The organism is Staphylococcus croceilyticus (genome assembly GCF_002902575.1).
Taxonomy (GTDB): domain Bacteria; phylum Bacillota; class Bacilli; order Staphylococcales; family Staphylococcaceae; genus Staphylococcus; species Staphylococcus croceilyticus.
This window is the reverse complement of the sequence record NZ_PPRD01000002.1, coordinates 15,345-34,158: the sequence shown is the minus strand read 5'-3', so window position 1 is coordinate 34,158 and position 18,814 is coordinate 15,345. Positions and strand designations below refer to the sequence as shown.

General features: G+C 34.6%; 14 protein-coding genes. All 14 read right to left on the bottom strand.

Annotated features, from left to right (window positions below; translation table 11 throughout):
* Positions 1 to 127: 127 nt before the first annotated feature.
* Positions 128 to 1,114, bottom strand: coding sequence for a gluconeogenesis factor YvcK family protein (locus CD128_RS00230; RefSeq protein WP_103328106.1), 987 nt, complete (start codon positions 1,112 to 1,114; stop codon positions 128 to 130).
* A complete protein-coding gene (gene rapZ / locus CD128_RS00225; RefSeq protein ID WP_103328105.1) occupies positions 1,111 to 2,037 on the bottom strand; it encodes an RNase adapter RapZ in 927 nt (308 codons plus the stop codon). Before rapZ ends, CD128_RS00230 begins: the two co-directional genes overlap by 4 nt.
* Positions 2,038 to 2,238: 201 nt before the next feature.
* A complete protein-coding gene (gene trxB / locus CD128_RS00220) occupies positions 2,239 to 3,180 on the bottom strand; it encodes a thioredoxin-disulfide reductase (protein WP_103328104.1) in 942 nt (313 codons plus the stop codon).
* Positions 3,181 to 3,243: 63 nt separating this feature from the next.
* Positions 3,244 to 4,683, bottom strand: a complete 1,440-nt coding sequence (locus tag CD128_RS00215) for a tetratricopeptide repeat protein (protein WP_103328103.1) — start codon at positions 4,681 to 4,683, stop codon at positions 3,244 to 3,246.
* A gap of 18 nt (positions 4,684 to 4,701) precedes the next feature.
* Positions 4,702 to 5,181 carry an acyltransferase gene (locus tag CD128_RS00210; RefSeq protein WP_103328102.1) on the bottom strand — a complete coding sequence of 160 codons (480 nt, stop codon included), beginning with the start codon at positions 5,179 to 5,181 and terminating at the stop codon, positions 4,702 to 4,704.
* Positions 5,181 to 6,026, bottom strand: coding sequence for a prolipoprotein diacylglyceryl transferase (gene lgt / locus CD128_RS00205; RefSeq protein ID WP_103328101.1), 846 nt, complete (start codon positions 6,024 to 6,026; stop codon positions 5,181 to 5,183). Before lgt ends, CD128_RS00210 begins: the two co-directional genes overlap by 1 nt.
* 3 nt (positions 6,027 to 6,029) lie before the next feature.
* Positions 6,030 to 6,965, bottom strand: a complete 936-nt coding sequence (gene hprK, locus CD128_RS00200) for an HPr(Ser) kinase/phosphatase (RefSeq protein WP_103328100.1) — start codon at positions 6,963 to 6,965, stop codon at positions 6,030 to 6,032.
* A 279-nt stretch (positions 6,966 to 7,244) separates the two neighbouring features.
* Complete coding sequence (gene uvrA / locus CD128_RS00195) at positions 7,245 to 10,079, bottom strand: excinuclease ABC subunit UvrA (protein ID WP_103328099.1); 2,835 nt, start codon at positions 10,077 to 10,079, stop codon at positions 7,245 to 7,247.
* 7 nt (positions 10,080 to 10,086) lie between these two features.
* Positions 10,087 to 12,072 carry an excinuclease ABC subunit UvrB gene (gene uvrB, locus CD128_RS00190; protein WP_103328098.1) on the bottom strand — a complete coding sequence of 662 codons (1,986 nt, stop codon included), beginning with the start codon at positions 12,070 to 12,072 and terminating at the stop codon, positions 10,087 to 10,089.
* A gap of 283 nt (positions 12,073 to 12,355) precedes the next feature.
* The gene (locus tag CD128_RS00185) at positions 12,356 to 12,583 is read right to left on the bottom strand and encodes a CsbA family protein (RefSeq protein WP_103328097.1); all 228 of its coding nucleotides are present in this window, start codon (positions 12,581 to 12,583) and stop codon (positions 12,356 to 12,358) included.
* Between the two features lie 5 nt (positions 12,584 to 12,588).
* The gene (locus CD128_RS00180; RefSeq protein ID WP_103328096.1) at positions 12,589 to 13,230 is read right to left on the bottom strand and encodes a YfbR-like 5'-deoxynucleotidase; all 642 of its coding nucleotides are present in this window, start codon (positions 13,228 to 13,230) and stop codon (positions 12,589 to 12,591) included.
* Positions 13,231 to 13,450: 220 nt separating this feature from the next.
* Positions 13,451 to 14,413, bottom strand: coding sequence for a COG3942 and LysM peptidoglycan-binding domain-containing protein (locus CD128_RS00175; protein WP_103328095.1), 963 nt, complete (start codon positions 14,411 to 14,413; stop codon positions 13,451 to 13,453).
* A gap of 210 nt (positions 14,414 to 14,623) precedes the next feature.
* Positions 14,624 to 15,740 (bottom strand): peptide chain release factor 2 gene (gene prfB / locus CD128_RS00170; protein WP_103328094.1). Its coding sequence is split into 2 segments (ribosomal slippage): positions 14,624 to 15,667 and positions 15,669 to 15,740, totalling 1,116 coding nucleotides; the frame shifts between segments, so codons are not numbered across the junction.
* A 213-nt stretch (positions 15,741 to 15,953) separates the two neighbouring features.
* Positions 15,954 to 18,494: a preprotein translocase subunit SecA gene (gene secA / locus CD128_RS00165; RefSeq protein ID WP_103328093.1), complete on the bottom strand. Its 2,541-nt coding sequence runs from the start codon at positions 18,492 to 18,494 to the stop codon at positions 15,954 to 15,956.
* Positions 18,495 to 18,814 lie beyond the last annotated feature (320 nt).

The window sequence follows — 18,814 nt, the reverse complement described above, 5'->3', positions numbered from 1 at the left end:
TCCTTTCCAATCATTGTCATAAATATATGTAATTAACATTCCAAAATTCATTAAGTTATCATAATTAATCGTTTATAAACACACGCTCTCTATTGTATCATAATTTTCAAAGTGCAAAAACGATATACTACTTCTTAGGTTTAAATTGAATTGTACTTGTTAATTCAAGTGCTAAGTCATAGATTAATTTAGCGAGTACTTTAGTATTATGACGCACCAAATGCTGATCATATACCTCTACTAAATTAGAAGACGTAATAATCTTAATATTATTCTTAGTTAAATCATCCTCGTTCATAACTACTGGTTGGGCATTGCGATTTTTATAATGTTGTAAAATTTGTTCATCATATTTCTCATCGCTACAAATCACATAATCAATGAACTGCTTACCAGCATGGTCATGAATAGCATTGATATGATCTAAAACATCATAATTATTTGTTTCCCCTGGTTGTGTCATGATATTAGCAATATAGAGTTTAGGCGCTTTCGAACTCAAAATAGCGTCAGACATTCCTTTTACACATAAATTAGAGATGACACTAGTGTAGAGAGAACCTGGGCCTAACACAATTAAATCCGCTTCATCAAGGGCCTCTATGGCTTCTTCCATAGGTTCAACATTCGGCGGTTCTAAGTATACACGCTCAATTTTTTTATTTTTTTGAGGAATTTTAGATTCCCCTTTTACAATTTCTCCATCTTCTAAAACGGCATTTAACATGACGTTAGTATTTGTAGATGGAATAACTTTCCCTTTAATATTTAAGATTTTACTTAATTCTTTAACCGCATGACCAAAGTCATTTTTAATATTAGTGAGTGCTGCTAATAAAAGGTTCCCAAGTGAATGACCTTCAATTTGATGTTCTTCAAAGCGATATTGGAATAATTCTTCTAATATCGGTTCTGCATCACTAAGTGCTGCGATTACATTACGAATATCTCCTGGCGCAGGGATATCCATTTCATTTCGAATCTTCCCCGTGCTTCCCCCATCATCGGCTACCGTAACGATAGCTGTGATATCAATGGGATATTCTCTTAATCCTCTAGCTAATACTGATAGGCCTGTCCCCCCACCTATAAGTACGACTTTTAACTGTTTCATTTTTTCACGCCACTTTCAATATGTGCATCTCTGTGATGAACATAAACATTATAATCAAAGATTTCGTCAAGTTCTTGACCAATACGCTTAGCTAGCGCTACTGAACGATGTTGTCCGCCTGTACAACCTATCGCAATAACTAACTGAGCTTTTCCTTCTTTTTTATACCCTGGAATCATGAATTTTAGTAAGTCCATTAACTTTTCAAAGAATATTTCTGTCTCTTTCCACTTCATAACATAATTGTAAACAGCTTCGTCTTCCCCTGTCATCGGTCTCAAGTCTTCTACATAATATGGGTTAGGTAAAAATCGCACATCAAATACTAAATCTGCATCCATTTGAATACCATGTTTAAAACCAAAACTTGTCACATTGATACTAAATGACTTAAAGTTTTCATCCTTAAATTTCTTTTTAACTCTGTCTTTTAATTCTTTAATTGTTAAGTTGGTTGTATCTACAATGTAATTTGCAAAAGTACGAATTCTAGAAAGCAGTTGTCTTTCTTCAAGAATAGAATCGATAAGTGACATTTGGCCATTTTCATTTAATGGGTGAGCACGACGAGATTCTTTATATCTAGAAATGAGTTTTTCAGTATCTGCTTCTAAAAACATCACGTCAACGATGACGTCGTTGCGACTTTTTATAGCATCAATTTCTTCTACTAATGACGTAAATAATTCTTTACCTCGTAAATCAATAGCTATCGCTACTTTTTGTAATGATGGGTTTCCTTGTTCCATTAATTCAACAAATTTCGGCAATAAAATCGGTGGTAAATTGTCTACACAGAAGAAACCTATATCTTCTAAACATTGAATGACTACAGATTTACCTGCGCCTGATAATCCGGTCACTACTAATAATTCACTTTTGCTAATTTTTTCACTTGTTTCATTATTTGTTTGATTTATCATTATGAACACCGCCCAGTTAGTCTATGTTTATATCTAATATGTATGCATAAGTATCTATTTACTTTCATAATATCATATGTTTAAGGGAACGTAACTAACGAGATAGTTTTGTTTTTTGGGGTTTCATTTTCAAATAAAAAAGCTAGAACAATGCCATTCATGAAAAGTTCATTGAGGCATTATCCTAGCTTGATTCTATGCTTACGCTTCTGCTTTATCTTTTAATTCTTCAATGTAGTCGATTGCACTTTGAGCAGCAATACTACCGTCGCCTGTCGCAGTTACAATTTGACGTAGACCTTTGTCTCTAACGTCTCCAGCTGCAAAAATACCAGGGACAGATGTTGTCATGTCGTCTTTAGTAACGATATAACCCATGTCATTTGTGATACCTAAGTTATTGAATGGTGCAGTTAATGGTTTCATTCCGATATAGATAAATACACCGTCAGCATCTAATGTTTGTTCTGAGGCATCTTTCGTAGATACTAGTGTAACGGAACCTACTTTACCATCTTTTTCATTAATTGATTTTAATGTGTGGCTCCAAATGAAGTCGATTTTTTCATTTTTAAATGCACGATCTTGTAATATTTTTTGAGCTCTTAATTCGTCTCTACGGTGCACAATTGTAACTTTATCTGCGAATTTAGTTAGGAAAGCGCCTTCTTCAACTGCAGAGTCACCGCCGCCGATTACGAATAAGTTTTTATTTTTAAAGAATGCGCCATCACATACAGCACAGTAACTTACGCCACGTCCGCCTAGTTCTTGTTCACCAGGTACGCCGATTTTTTTATATTCTGCACCAGTTGATATAATAACAGCATGCGCTGTGATTTCTTTGTTACCTAAATTAATAACTTTGTAGTCACCTTTATCTTCAATAGATTTAATATCGCCGTATTGGTATTCAGCGCCAAATTTTTTCGCATGTTCGAACATTTTAGTTGATAAATCTGGACCAGTAATCATTTCAAAACCTGGGAAGTTTTCTACTTCTTCTGTGTTAGCCATTTGGCCACCTGGCATTCCTCTTTCAATCATAACAGTGCTTAAGTTTGCACGTGATGCATAAACTGCTGCAGTCATACCAGCGGGTCCAGCACCGATAATCGCAACATCATAGTTTACTTCAGTCATTTTTATGCCTCCTACGTTTTTATTATCATGCGCATTATATATTATAATAGTCATTTCTTAAATTTATATGCTCAATAACTGATTAATCGCGCTATCTAGCTTGTATTTTGAAGTATTAAACAATTCTATTATTTCTTTTTTAGTCATATGGGTGTCGTAGTATCGATGATAAAGGTAGACATGTGCTGCCACGTATCTATCTACGTCACTTAAATCTACTTCATTTGCAATTAATCCTTCGCCTTTATCAATCCAACTTATAAACAGCTCTGTATCTTGACGTAATTCTTTATTATTGTAAAGTTTGAGTAAACCACGATGAATAAAATCTAATTTATTCAAGTGAAGTCCTTGTACTAAATAAGTTAAGTACAGTTTTTCATAATCATTCATCGTTTCAAGAACTGACCAAATTTCTTCAGTCATAAGAATTTCCTTACCATTTAACTGATTCAATAAGAAGACACCATATAATCTATAATGGCTATCATCGTCCATTAATAGTGGTTGAATTTTCTGATCAAATATTTGTTTACTTTCTTCTATTACCCATGGCGCGTAACCAACATCCACTTTAGAAATCTGTAACAGCTTGTCCCAGAATAATTCACTTTGTTCTTTATTTCCAAGGTAATAATAGTTAAAGCTTAAAGCGTTAAACATTTGAATTGAAGCGAACTTGCCCTTTTTATACAGTGGTAATAAAAGTTGTTGAGACGCTTCATATTGTTTTAAATAACTTAAGACGATACCTAATTTGAAACTTTCATCATCGTTCATTGGTACAACTTTGCTTAAAATCTTTAAATACTTTTGATATTTTTCAGTTTCATTTGTGTTATAGAGCAACAACGTATAGTGGCATAAGGCATGCACATCTGAATTATCTTCACTTAAGAGTGTTTCAAATAATTCTTTAGCCGTTTCGTATTCACTTAAGTACAAATAACACATCGCTAATAAATTACGCACGACGCGATGTTCTTGGATGCCTTCATCTTGTTGCAATATGTATGCGCGTGCTTCTTCTAAACGTCCTTGTGAAAATAAATATTGGAATAACAATTGTGTTGCAAATAACTGTGCTTCTAATTCAATTTTTTCTTCACTTATATAAGACACTTCGAATGTTTTTTCTAATTCTGCTCTATACTCTTTATCTTCAGTCAAAATCACATAATTAATACCAAACAAGAAGGCCTTGTTTGGCTCATTAAGTTCGATGTTTAATTCACTTAATTGGTAATAACTTTCTTCTACATGGTTTCTTTTAATAATATTCTCGTAAAAAAGCTTTTCAGCTTGGCTACCTAAATTCATTTTAGTAAGACAATGCGTATAGTTTAATTGAATATCAAAATCATCTGGTGACAAATCAAGCACTTTTTTATAGTACTCCGCTGCTTTTTTATAATCTTGTTGTTTAAATTTTTGATCTGCCATTTTTCGATAGAAGTCTTCATCAAATACCATTGATATTACATTATTGTTCTTTTGTGCCATACTTTGTCACCTCTCTTTCTATTTATATTGTATGTGCATTGGATTTCCATATACAATCGCGTTATCTGGAATATCTTTAGACACTATAGTGCCGGCTTTCACTGTTACATTATGTCCAATATGAATACCTGGCAAAATGGTAGTATTAGCGCCTATTAAAGTGTTATGTCCGATCTTTACTGGACCATAACGATATTCTTCTGCTAATACTTCATGCGTTAATATTGTAGTATTATAACCAATTACACAATTATTGCCAATGGATATTAATTGAGGATGGAAAATATCCATCATCACTTTATAAGCAATTGCGGTCTGTTTGCCGATCTTCATTTTCAAAAAATGAATATAAATCCATCGTTTCAACTTTAAGTTAGGTATGTAGCGACATAGCTCAATGATTAACGTATTTCTAAAGGTCTTTGGAAAACTGACAAAGCGGTAAATACGCCATAATGGATTTACCGCCTGTCTTGTTATCTGGGTTAAACGTCGCATTATTTCGCGTTCACCTTACTGTTAGGCCAACTTAATGGTCCTGCTTCTTTATAAATTGGGGGGGGGTGTTTCAAACGTCTATAAACAATTAAGATAAGTCCTACAATAATTAGGATAACAGATACTAATTGAGCAACACGTATATGACTCGTTAACATTAAACTGTCTGTTCTTAAACCTTCTACAAAGAAACGGCCAATTGAATACCAGATTAAATAAAGTGCGAATGTTTCACCTACACGAAGATGCTTTCTAATCGTCATTAGGATAATAAATCCTAGTACATCCCAAATCGATTCATATAAAAATGTTGGATGATAATAAACACCTTCAACATACATATTACGAATAATAAACTCAGGAATATGTAAATGTTCTAAAAACGTTCTAGAAACCGGCCCCCCATGCGCTTCATGATTCATGAAATTGCCCCAACGTCCGATGCCTTGCGCTAAAATAATACTTGGTGCTACGATATCTCCAATTTGAAATGGATTTAAATTCTTTATCTTACATACAATTATTCCCGTAATAAATCCACCTATTAAACCACCATGTATCGCGATACCACCGTGCCAAATCTTAGGAATTTCTGCAGGATTCTCCATATAATAAGGCCATTGGAAAATCACAAAATAAATACGTGCAACTAAAAATCCAAAGATAGCACTATAAAAAATGACATCGACTAATGTATCTTTATGTAAACCAACATGCTTCAAACTTTCCTGGGCTATAAAATAACCGATAAGAATACCTACGGCGATAATTATCCCATACCACTTAATAGCTAAAGGTCCTAAGTGAAAAGCAGTTGGATCAATATAATTCAAATTAAACATCATGTCTTACTTCTCCTTGCTTTGATTACCTTTTCTTAAAATTTCTTCATTTAAGCGTTGGTTAAATTCTTCAGCCGTATTGATACCCATAATATTTAAACGGTAGTTCATAGCAGCCACTTCTATGATTACAGCTACGTTTCTACCCGGACGTACTGGAACGGTTTTTTTAGTAATTTCAGTATCAAGAATTTTTAAAGTTTCTTCGTTCAAACCAACGCGGTCGTATAATTTATCTTTGTTCCAATTTTCCAAATTAATATTTAAGCGGATTTGCTTTTCCGTCAAAATAGACCCTGCGCCAAACAATGTCATAACATTGATAATACCGAGGCCACGAATTTCAAGCAAATGTTCAATTAATTTCGGTGGTGTACCGATGAGTTCACCTTTAGTAATTTGACGAATTTCAACATTATCATCGGCTACTAAGCGGTGGCCACGTTTCACTAACTCTAATGCTGTTTCACTTTTACCAATACCTGAATCTCCAGTGATTAACACACCTACTCCATATACATCGACTAATACCCCGTGCAACGATGTGCTCTGTGCTAGCTCATGTTCAAGAAACGTAGTTAAACGACTCATCAAACTTGTTGTGGCATCTTTAGAAACAATTAATGGGGTATCCATTTCTTGAGCTGCTTCGATTAATTCTTGAGGTGGTTCTAGTCCCCTTGTCACAATGATTGCTGGTGTTTCTGGACGGCATAATTTGCGCATACGTCCTTGTCGTTCTTCATCTGGCAATAAATTATAGAAAGATAATTCAGTTGTTCCTAATAATTGGATTCTATCAGCCGCATAATGTGAAAAATATCCAGCCATTTCCAAACCAGGACGTGATATATCCGTATTTTTAATATGTTTATGTAATCCTTTTTCCCCAGTAAACAGTTCTAAATTTAATATTTTGACTAATTTCTCTGTCGTTAACATGAGTTCACCTCAAAATTTTCACTTGAATTCATTTACTATCATATCAAAAATGAAGTCACTATTAATATAAAAATGTCGCTTTGGAGGTGAATTTGTTTGTTCAAGCTCTAAACAAATAAAAAAGTCTTCCCTATTTTAAAGGTTAGAAGCACTACTATAGCATCGAAGAAATCAATATTCCCTATCATTTCTTCGCTTTACTTCCATCACTTTATATAGGAAAGACCACTAATATATATTTACTTTTTACTTAGCCACTCTGTGCGCGTTGTGGCATATTTATTCGACTGAGTCACGTTCAAGCACGGGTTTTAAATATTTACCAGTGTAAGACGCTTCGACTTGAGCAATTTCTTCAGGTGTACCGGTAGCTACGATAGTACCGCCACCTTCACCGCCTTCAGGACCTAAATCGATAATATGATCTGCAGTTTTAATCACATCTAAGTTATGTTCAATGATGACTACTGTGTCACCATTTTCAACAAGTCGGTTTAACACTTTCAATAATCTACTAATATCATCTACGTGTAAACCAGTTGTTGGTTCATCTAGGATATAAATTGAACGACCAGTAGAACGTTTATGCAATTCTGATGCTAATTTCACACGTTGTGCTTCCCCACCAGAAAGTGTAGTAGCTTGTTGACCTAATGTGATATAGCCTAAACCTACATCTACGAGTGTTTGTAATTTGCGATGTATTTTAGGAATATTTTCAAAGAAATAAGTTGCTTCTTCTACTGTCATTTCTAATACATCTGCAATATTTTTACCTTTGTATGTGACTTCTAAAGTTTCACGATTATAACGTTTACCATCACACACTTCGCAAGGTACGTACACATCAGGTAAGAAATGCATTTCAATTTTGATAATACCGTCGCCTTTACAAGCTTCACAACGGCCACCTTTCACGTTGAAACTGAAACGTCCTTTTTGATAACCACGAATTTTAGCTTCGTTTGTTTGCGCAAAGACATCGCGAATATCGTCAAATACACCAGTATAAGTCGCCGGGTTTGAACGAGGCGTTCTACCAATTGGAGATTGGTCGATGTCGATAATTTTATCTAATTGATCAATACCTTCAATTGCATCGTGTTCACCAGGTCTCACTTTAGATTTATTAATTTTTTGTGCTAAAGATTTATATAGTACTTCATTTACTAATGAACTTTTACCTGAACCAGATACACCTGTCACTACTGTCATCACAGATAATGGTAGATCTACGTCTACACCTTTTAAGTTGTTACTACGTGCGCCTTTAATGCTAATTTTTCTATCAGTAATTTCACGACGATGTTCAGGTACATCTATACGTTTTTTACCACTTAAATATTGACCAGTTAATGATTTCTTATCTTTCATAACTTTAGTTGGTGTACCACTTGAGACAATCTCACCGCCGTGATTACCTGCGCCGGGACCAACGTCTACAAGATAATCTGCCGCTCTCATAGTATCGTCATCATGTTCGACAACAATCAGTGTATTGCCTAAATCACGCATTTCTTTTAGAGTACCGATTAATCTATCATTATCACGTTGATGTAAGCCGATAGAAGGTTCATCTAACACATAAAGTACGCCAGTTAAACGTGAACCAATTTGTGTAGCTAAGCGAATACGTTGCGCTTCCCCACCTGATAACGTACCTGATGAACGATTTAATGTTAAATATTCTAAGCCGACGTTATTTAAGAATGATAAACGAGAAATAATTTCTTTTAAAATTTGATTCGCTATCGCTTTGTCTTGTTCTGATAATTCGATATTTTCATAGAACTGTAAAGCATTATTAATAGAGTATTCTACAACTTCACCAATGTTATAACCGCCTACGTAAACAGATAAGGCTTCTTTACTTAAACGTTTACCGTGACAAGTTTCACATGGTAATTCTGTCATATATTTACTCATGACTTCACGTGTGTATTCTGAAGGTGATTCATGATAGCGACGATCAATGTTAGGCAATACACCTTCAAATTTCATTTTTCTATGGCGTGTACCACCGTTACGACTATGGAATGAAAATTCTATTTGTTTATCGCCAGAACCATTCATTAGAATATCTTTTTGTCTATCTGTTAATTTCTTATACGGTTTATCCATATTAATTTTGTAAACTTCACAGACACGTTTTAATAATGTGGGATAAAAGTCAGAACTTGTCGGTTCCCAAGGTTCAATGGCACCTTCGTTTAAGCTTTTATTTTGATCAGGAACAACTAAGTCCACATCGACTGTTAAACGTTGCCCTAACCCACCACATGTTGGACAAGCACCAAATGGACTGTTGAAACTAAACATTCTAGGTTCTAATTCGCCTATTGAAAAGCCACAAATTGGACAAGCATGGTTCTCAGAGAATTTAAGGTCTTCACCGTCAATAACATCTATTGTAATATTGCCTTCCGCTAATTCTAAACCTGTTTCAATCGAATCAGCTAAACGTGATTCAATACCTGGTTTTACAACTAAACGGTCTACAACAACTTCAATTGTATGATTTTTATTCTTATCTAATTCTGGCACTTCATTCACATCGACGATTTCGCCGTCAACACGTAAACGTACATAGCCTTTTTTACCAATATCTTCAATTAATTTCTCATGACTACCTTTTCTATGAGAAATCACTGGCGCTAAAATTTGAATTTTAGTGCGTTCTTCAAGCTCTAAAATGCGGTCTACCATTTGTTGAACAGTTTGTGATTCGATTTCAATGTTGTGATAAGGACAGTACGCTTTACCTACACGTGCATAAAGTAAACGAATGTAATCATAAATTTCAGTTACAGTGGCTACAGTTGAACGTGGATTCTTACTTGTTGTTTTTTGGTCAATCGAAATGGCAGGAGATAAACCTTCAATAGTATCTACATCTGGTTTATCCATTTGGCCTAAAAATTGGCGTGCATAGGCACTTAAAGATTCTACATATCGACGTTGACCTTCTGCATAAATCGTATCAAAGGCAAGTGATGATTTACCTGAACCAGATAATCCCGTCATAACAATTAATTTATTTTTAGGAAGTTCAATATCAATATTTTTTAAATTGTGTGCTCTCGCACCTTTAACTACGATACTTGGTCCCTTCATTTATCTGTCACCCTTCTGCTTTTAATTCAAATAACATATCTCTCAATTCTGTTGCTCTCTCAAAGTCTAAGTCTTTAGCTGCTTTTTTCATTTCTTTTTCTATATTTTCAATTGTTTTTTGACGTTCTTTCTTAGTCATTTTCTTAGGTACTTCTATTTGTTGTTTTTCGTTTGTTTCATCATTTTCCACAGTAGCACTAATAACATCATGAATTTTTTTATTAATTGTTTTCGGTGTGATGCCATATTTTTCATTATGAGCCATTTGAATTTCACGACGACGCTGTGTTTCATCAATCGCATACTGCATTGAATCCGTCATCTTGTCAGCATACATAATGACTTCACCTTTATCATTACGCGCAGCACGACCGATAGTCTGAATTAATGAACGGTTAGAACGCAAGAAGCCTTCTTTATCGGCATCTAAAATAACCACAAGTGATACTTCAGGAATATCGATACCTTCTCTTAACAAGTTAATACCTACGACAACATCGTATGTACCCATACGCAAGTCACGAATAATTTCAATACGTTCTAGCGTTTTAATTTCTGAGTGTAAGTAGTTAACTTTGATACCCGCTTCTTTCATGTATGTCGTTAAATCTTCACTCATTTTTTTAGTTAATGTCGTCACTAATACACGTTCATCTCTATCAATTCTTTCTTGAATTTCACCTAATAAATCATCAATTTGATTTTTCGTTGGACGTACATCAATTTTAGGATCTAATAAGCCAGTAGGACGAATAATTTGTTCAACCATTTCATCCGTATGTTCAATTTCATATGGACCTGGTGTAGCTGACACATATACCAATTGGTTTGTTTTTTGTTCAAACTCTTCAAATTTAAGTGGGCGGTTATCCATCGCGCTTGGTAAACGGAAACCATGATCTACCAACACTTTTTTACGTGCTTGGTCACCATTAAACATCCCTCTAATTTGCGGTAACGTTACGTGTGATTCATCTATCATCACTAACCAGTCATCACCGAAATAATCCAGTAAGGTGTAAGGTGTAGAACCAGGTGGTCGTAATGTTAAATGAACAGAGTAATTTTCAATGCCCGAACAAAAGCCCATTTCACGCATCATTTCTAAGTCATAATTTGTACGTTGTTCTAAACGTTGTGCTTCTAATAGTTTATTTTCATCTTTTAATTCTTTTAAACGTTCTTCTAATTCTTTTTCAATACGCTCGATAGCTATTTTCATTTTCTCTTCACGCGTAACGAAGTGAGAGGCTGGGAAAATAGCGAAGTGTTCTCTTTCACGAATGACTTCGCCTGTTAGGTAATTCACTTCGCGAATACGATCAATTTCGTCGCCAAAGAATTCTACACGTATACACATTTCTTCACGTGACGCTGGGAAAATTTCAACAACGTCACCGCGTACTCTAAACGTACCTCGTTGGAAATCGATATCATTTCTAGAGTATTGTACGTCGACTAATTTACGTAGCAATTCACTACGATCCATTTCCATTCCTACACGTACACTCACTACTAAGTCCTTATATTCTTCTGGATTACCTAAACCATAAATACAACTTACACTGGCGATAATAATAACATCATCACGTTCAAATAGTGCACTTGTAGCAGAGTGACGTAATTGGTCGATTTCGTCATTAATCGATGCATCTTTTTCAATAAAAGTATCCGTAGAAGGCACATAAGCTTCAGGTTGATAATAGTCATAATAACTTACGAAGTACTCCACTCTATTCTCAGGGAAGAACTCTTTAAACTCACTGTATAATTGGCCAGCCAATGTTTTATTATGGGCAATAATTAAAGTTGGTTTCCCAACTTCTTTAATTACATTACTCATGGTGAACGTTTTACCTGTACCGGTAGCGCCAAGCAATGTTTGATGACGTTTACCTTCTTTAACGCCTTTGGCAATCTTTTCAATCGCTTGAGGTTGGTCCCCTTGCGGATCAAACTCAGAATTCAATTTAAATGGATAGTGTTCCACCATTCTTACAAGCGCCTCCTCAATTTATGCTTACTACTGTTATTTCCTATTCTTTGAAAAGTATTCTTACTTAAGCTTATTTTAGCAAAAGTATAAAGAAAAATACAAACGTTTGTTCGCTTACGTTTGTATCTTCCTTACTCAATCATTCAAATATAAAAAGAGATGAGCCTAAAGTTAAAGCATTTTAACCTAGAGGTCCCATCTATCTGTATTAATTTCTTTTAAATGTAAAATTAATATAAAACAACTCATTACTAAATTCAATTTATCTGTTTATAAAGTATCAGTCTTGGTGTTTATGAAATTCTAACTTGTCTATAATGACGTACCCAGCTAATAATGACACCACATCTATAAAGATAATCCATTCATTATGGAAGAAGCCTTTATAAATCGATGTGGCTATTAATATCAATGTTACAAGTACGCCTACCCACTTACTTCTCGTAACCACACTAAATAATACGACTAATACACATGGAAAAAAGGCGGCTAAAGCATACCAAATCATTTCTTTCACCCATTTCTACGATTTAATATGGCCATCGTTGTTTCACGTAATTCAGCTCTTGGAATAAAGTTCTCAGTTAACATTTCAGGTATGACATTATCGATAAAGTCTTGTACTGAACTTAAATGATCAAACTGAATAATGGTTTCTAAACTATTTTCATAAATTTCAAAGAATAAAGATTCTGGATTACGTTTTTGAATTTCGCCAAATGTTTCATAAAGTAAATCAATTTTATCTGCGACTGATAAAATCTGTCCTTCTAAAGAATCATCTTTACCTTCTTGAAGTCGTTTGCGATAAATATCTTGATACGCTTCTGGGATTTCCTCATTAATAAAAGTATTCACCATTTCTTCTTCGACTTGTGAGAATAACATCTTCAATTCCGTTCTTGCATATTTGACAGGTGTCTTAATATCTCCAGTAAATACCTCTGCAAAGTCATGGTTCAAAGCTTTCTCATATAAACTTTTCCAATCAATTGTATTACCATGGTACTCTTCAACGGTTGCTAAGTATTGGGCAATTTTAGTGACTTTAAAAGAATGTGCAGCTACGTTATGTTCAAAATACTTAAATTTACCTGGTAATCGAATTAATTTTTCTAAATCAGAAAGTCTTTTAAAATATTGATGAACACCCATATCGCGAAACCTCCATGTTTTATTAAATACAGATTATACTTATTTTTATTATACCAATCAATAATTTGATGAAAAGTATCAATCTATATTAAATATGGCAAAACTGTGCTTTTTGAATTCAATAAAGACAAAACTAAATAAAAAGCACTATACTTAGCAATTAATTCTTTGCTAGCATAGTGCTTTCTCATATTTTAATTAATTTATTCAATACTATCTCTTAGTGGATAAAGTTGTAGCCTGATGTATTTTTAATTGTACGGTTTGTCACATTATTATAGTTACCATTCCAGTTCATTTCAGACACATAAAAAGAACCGTCACTATTCACACGTTCCACTACACCTACATGACCATAGTAACCAGCGCTAGTTTGGAATACAGCCCCAACTTCTGGTCTATTATCAACTGCTAAGCCAGCATTTCTAGCGGAATTAGCCCAGTTACTAGCATTACCCCAGAAGCTTCCTACTGAACGACCTAATTGTTGACGACGATTGAACGCATAGTATGTACAGTTACCATAATAATAACGATTACCTTGGTTGTTTACAGTACTATGATTATAGTTTGAAGCTACAGGTGCGCTTGTCACCTCAACATTATAGTTGTGGCTAGTTGTATATCTTGCTGGTGCTTCATAATTGCTTGCACCATAGTTAGAAGTCATTTGGCTATGTGTTACCGCGCTGTTCCCTATATAGGCATGGCTATATGAACTAGCTAATTGAGTAGTATGAATTGCTTGTTCTTTAGAAGAAGTTGTAGAAGCTGCATAAAGTTGAGCATAATCAACAGAAAGATTATCTAAACTAGCAGCACCTTTTTCAGTAACAGCAATTAAATCACCTGGATGAATAAGTGTTGTTAACCCAGGATTTAATGCATATACTTCGTCTAAAGAAATGTGATGTGCTTTAGCAATTTTATTTAATGTATCTCCAACTTTTACTTCAACGACATCTTTATCTGGTACTACTAAAGATGTCCCTTGTTGAACTTCGCTTGATTGAATATGATTTAATGATTGAATTTCACTAGCAGTCGTAGCAAATTGATGCGCTAATGCTTCTACTGATGTCGTGTCTTCAACAACGTGTGTTTGTTGTGCACTAGCTAAGCCATTAATACCAGCAAACGCTGCGATAGATGTCAGTGTTACAGTCAATGATTTTTTTCTCATGTTGTCATTCCTTTGTAGTAATGTATTCTTGTTCATCAATACTGTAGCACAAATTTTTTGGGAAAAGTGTAATGTTAAACCGTTGTAATATAAAGGTTAAATAACACTCCATATTTAATTAAAAACGCCTATCTTAGTAATAAATATCTTTGCTAATTACACATAAAGCCTTCATTTTCAAATTAATTTAATAAAAATCTACTCACTTCATTATTCTTCATTACTATTCATTGACTGTCTCAAGTAAGCTTCAATAAACGGTTGAATTTCACCGTCCATCACTGCATCTACTTTACCTGTTTCTTCATTAGTACGATGATCTTTCACCATTGAATATGGATGGAAGACGTATGAGCGAATTTGACTTCCCCAGCCAATTTCTTTTTGTTCACCACGAATTTCAGCCATTTCACGTTCTTGCTCTTCCAATTTCAATTGATACAATTTGGCCTTTAACATTTTCATCGCCGCTTCACGGTTTTTAATTTGTGAACGCTCATTTTGGTTATTTACAACGATACCTGTTGGATGGTGCGTAATTCGAATGGCGGATTCCGTTTTGTTAATGTGCTGACCACCAGCACCAGACGCTCTAAACGTATCTACCGTAATATCATCCGGGTTAATTTCAATCTCAATTTCATCATTGTTAAATTCTGGAATGACATCACATGAAGCAAATGATGTATGACGTCGACCTGATGAATCAAACGGTGAAATTCTGACTAATCGGTGTACACCCTTTTCAGCTTTTAAATAACCGTATGCATTATGACCTTTAATTAATAATGTGACACTCTTAACGCCCGCTTCATCACCAGGTAAATAGTCCACTGTTTCAACTTTGAAGCCTTGTTGCTCACCATAACGCTGATACATACGTAGTAACATGCTCGCCCAGTCTTGAGACTCCGTACCACCTGCACCAGGATGCAATTCAAGAATCGCATTATTCGCATCATGAGGACCATCTAATAACAATTGCAACTCAAATTGGTCGACCTTCTCATTGAAACCGATGACTTGTTGCTCCAAGTCGTCCTTCATATCCTCATCAAATTCCTCTTGCAACAATTCCCAAGTTGCAGTCATATCTTCAACTTCATTATTTAAATCATGATAACCATTCACTACAGCCTTCAACGCATTATTCTTATCAATAATTTCTTGCGCTTTATTCTGATCATCCCAGAAATTAGGCTCCGTCATCATTTCCTCATACTCTTGAATATTCGTCTCCTTATTCTCTAAGTCAAAGAGACCCCCTAATTTGGTCTAAATCATTACTATAATCATCAATATTACGTTTAATTTCAGATAATTCCATTCATATCTCTCCTATTAATCATTACTATACATTTCTTAATCATACATGATATTTCTCATGCTTGTCATTTCTTTTGGAAAAGGCCAATTCGATTTACTCGCATAAAATATTGAAGCCTTGTTATGAGACCTAATGTTGAAGTGCAACTATACCTTGTCACTATATAAAAAAACAGGAGCGTGAACACCTTCACATCTCCCGTTTTCATTAAAATTATGATTCGTCTTTGCCGTGACAGTTTTTATATTTCTTGCCACTACCACATGGACAAGGGTCATTACGACCAATCTTTTCACCTTTAACAACAGGTTGTTTTTTTGCTTTTTCTTTACCGTCTTCAGCAGACACGTGTTGTGCTTTACCAAAGTCAGTTGTTTTTTCACGCTCGATATCATCATCAACTTGAATGACTGATTTAAGAATAAATTTAGATGTATCCTCTTCGATATTTTGCATCATCATATCGAATAATTCATGACCTTCATTTTGATAATCACGAAGCGGATTTTGTTGTGCATATGAACGTAAGTGGATACCTTGACGCAATTGGTCCATAGTATCGATATGATCAGTCCAATGTGAATCAATTGAACGTAATAAAATCATACGCTCAAATTCAGGCATTTGATCGCCAATTTTTTCTTTTTGACTTTCATAAGCTTTTTCAATCTTAGCCCATACAACATCAAAGATATCTTCTGAATCTTTACCTTTGATTTCATCTTCAGTTAAGTCGCCTTCTTGTAAGAATACGTCACTAACATAGTTAATAAATGGTGTGTAATCCGGATTATCATCTTCTTCATTAATGTGATAATTCACAGCACGTTGTAACGTAGAACGTAACATTGTCATTACTAAGTCAGAACTATTTTCCGTATCAATAATATTGTTACGTTCGTTATAGATGATTTCACGTTGTTTACGTAATACTTCATCGTATTCAAGGATACGTTTACGAGCATCGAAATTATTACCCTCAACACGTTTTTGCGCTGATTCTACAGCACGTGACACCATTTTAGATTCAATTGGTGTTGAATCATCCATACCTAAACGGCCCATCATTTTTTGAAGTCTTTCTGAACCGAAACGTACCATTAATTCATCTTGTAGTGATAAGTAGAAACGGCTGTCCCCTTTATCACCTTGACGACCAGAACGACCACGTAACTGATCATCAATACGACGTGATTCATGACGTTCGGTACCAATAACCGCAAGACCACCTATTTCTTCAACGCCTTCACCTAATTTAATATCGGTACCACGACCGGCCATGTTAGTCGCAATTGTAACGGCACCTTTTTGACCAGCTTTTGCTACAATTTCTGCTTCACGTTCATGGTTTTTAGCGTTTAATACATCATGACGAATACCGCGTTTTTTCAGTAAGTTTGAAATATATTCACTTGTTTCAACCGCTACTGTACCTAATAACACAGGTTGCCCTTTTTTATGTTTTTCAACAACATCTTCGACAACGGCATCGAATTTACCTTTTTGACTAATATAAATTAAGTCTGATTTATCTTCACGTTGAACAGGTTTATTAGTAGGAATTTGTGTTACTGTCATATTGTAAATATTTCGGAACTCTTCTTCTTCCGTTTTCGCTGTACCTGTCATACCAGCTAATTTATTGTACATACGGAAGTAGTTTTGGAAAGTAATAGAGGCCATTGTTTTAGATTCATTTTGAATTTTTACGCCTTCTTTTGCTTCAATCGCTTGGTGTAAACCTTCAGAGAAACGACGGCCAGGCATTGTACGACCTGTAAATTGGTCTACAATTAATACTTCTCCATCGACTACCATGTAGTCCACGTCACGTTGTAACGTAACATGTGCTTTTAATGCTGTATTGATATGACTAATAATTTCAACGTTTTGCACATCGTATAAGTTATCAATTTTAAACATACGTTCTGCTTTATCAGCACCTTGTTCGGTTAAGTGTACTGCTTTCGTTTTTTCATCATATTTATAGTCATCTTCAATTTTTAACATTTTTGCGAAAACGTTAGCTTGAGTATACAGTGAAGTTGATTTTTCAGCTTCACCTGAAATAATTAATGGTGTTCTTGCTTCATCAATTAAAATAGAGTCGACCTCATCGATGATAGCAAAGTGTAGTGGTCTCATAACACGTTCTTCTGCGTAGTTCACCATGTTATCTCTTAAATAATCAAACCCTAGTTCATTATTTGTACTATAAGTAATATCTTGCGCATATGCTTCACGCTTTTCAGTTGTTGATTTACTGTTTAAGTTTAAACCAACTGTTAATCCTAAGAATTCGTATAGCTCAGCCATTTCTTCACTTTGAACACTAGATAAGTATTCATTGACTGTGATAACGTGAACGCCACGACCAGCTAATGCGTTTAAATATGTTGGCATTGTTGCTGTTAATGTTTTACCTTCCCCTGTTCTCATTTCAGCAATATCGCCTTTATGAATAACGATACCACCCATAACCTGAACTTTATATGGTGTCATATTAAATACACGTTTTGCACCTTCACGCACAAGTGCATAAGCTTGCGGTAAAATTTTATCTAAATAATCATTTTGTTTTTTTACATCTTCAATTTCTTGTACTTCTTCTTGAAATTTTTTGGTTTTAGCTTTGATTTCATCATCAGTTAAAATAGCCATATCTTCCTCTAATGCGAGTACTTCATCAGCTATTTTCCCTAAACGTTTTGTTTCTTTTTTATTGCCGTCAACAATTTTCGATAAAAATCCCATTACTTCCGCTCCTTTAGCTTAAAAACTGTTTGGCCTACAACAATTTATCATATCATTTATACTTTCAAATTTATACTTATATACTCATATAAACACCATGCTTAATTGTGTACAACTATTATAGATTACTTTAACTATCCCTACTAAATATTTGTATCTTTTTCATTATTAATAACTCATTACTCACTACATTAGCATAGCATGTTAAGAGCGTCCACGAATAACGTTATTATTGAATATTAAAGAGCGCCCATAGAATATAGACGCTCTGAGTTAGTCCTTTAGTAAATAAATATAGTAAGACTGAAAGAAAACCCTTG

What these genes read in the sequence shown, in the direction of transcription:
- CD128_RS00230 (WP_103328106.1), bottom strand. Translation starts at nt 1,114, where the DNA reads ATGAAACAGTTAAAAGTCGTACTTATAGGTGGGGGGACAGGCCTATCA.
- rapZ (WP_103328105.1), bottom strand. Translation starts at nt 2,037, where the DNA reads ATGATAAATCAAACAAATAATGAAACAAGTGAAAAAATTAGCAAAAGT.
- trxB (WP_103328104.1), bottom strand. Translation starts at nt 3,180, where the DNA reads ATGACTGAAGTAAACTATGATGTTGCGATTATCGGTGCTGGACCCGCT.
- CD128_RS00215 (WP_103328103.1), bottom strand. Translation starts at nt 4,683, where the DNA reads ATGGCACAAAAGAACAATAATGTAATATCAATGGTATTTGATGAAGAC.
- CD128_RS00210 (WP_103328102.1), bottom strand. Translation starts at nt 5,181, where the DNA reads ATGCGACGTTTAACCCAGATAACAAGACAGGCGGTAAATCCATTATGG.
- lgt (WP_103328101.1), bottom strand. Translation starts at nt 6,026, where the DNA reads ATGATGTTTAATTTGAATTATATTGATCCAACTGCTTTTCACTTAGGA.
- hprK (WP_103328100.1), bottom strand. Translation starts at nt 6,965, where the DNA reads ATGTTAACGACAGAGAAATTAGTCAAAATATTAAATTTAGAACTGTTT.
- uvrA (WP_103328099.1), bottom strand. Translation starts at nt 10,079, where the DNA reads ATGAAGGGACCAAGTATCGTAGTTAAAGGTGCGAGAGCACACAATTTA.
- uvrB (WP_103328098.1), bottom strand. Translation starts at nt 12,072, where the DNA reads ATGGTGGAACACTATCCATTTAAATTGAATTCTGAGTTTGATCCGCAA.
- CD128_RS00185 (WP_103328097.1), bottom strand. Translation starts at nt 12,583, where the DNA reads ATGATTTGGTATGCTTTAGCCGCCTTTTTTCCATGTGTATTAGTCGTA.
- CD128_RS00180 (WP_103328096.1), bottom strand. Translation starts at nt 13,230, where the DNA reads ATGGGTGTTCATCAATATTTTAAAAGACTTTCTGATTTAGAAAAATTA.
- CD128_RS00175 (WP_103328095.1), bottom strand. Translation starts at nt 14,413, where the DNA reads ATGAGAAAAAAATCATTGACTGTAACACTGACATCTATCGCAGCGTTT.
- secA (WP_103328093.1), bottom strand. Translation starts at nt 18,494, where the DNA reads ATGGGATTTTTATCGAAAATTGTTGACGGCAATAAAAAAGAAACAAAA.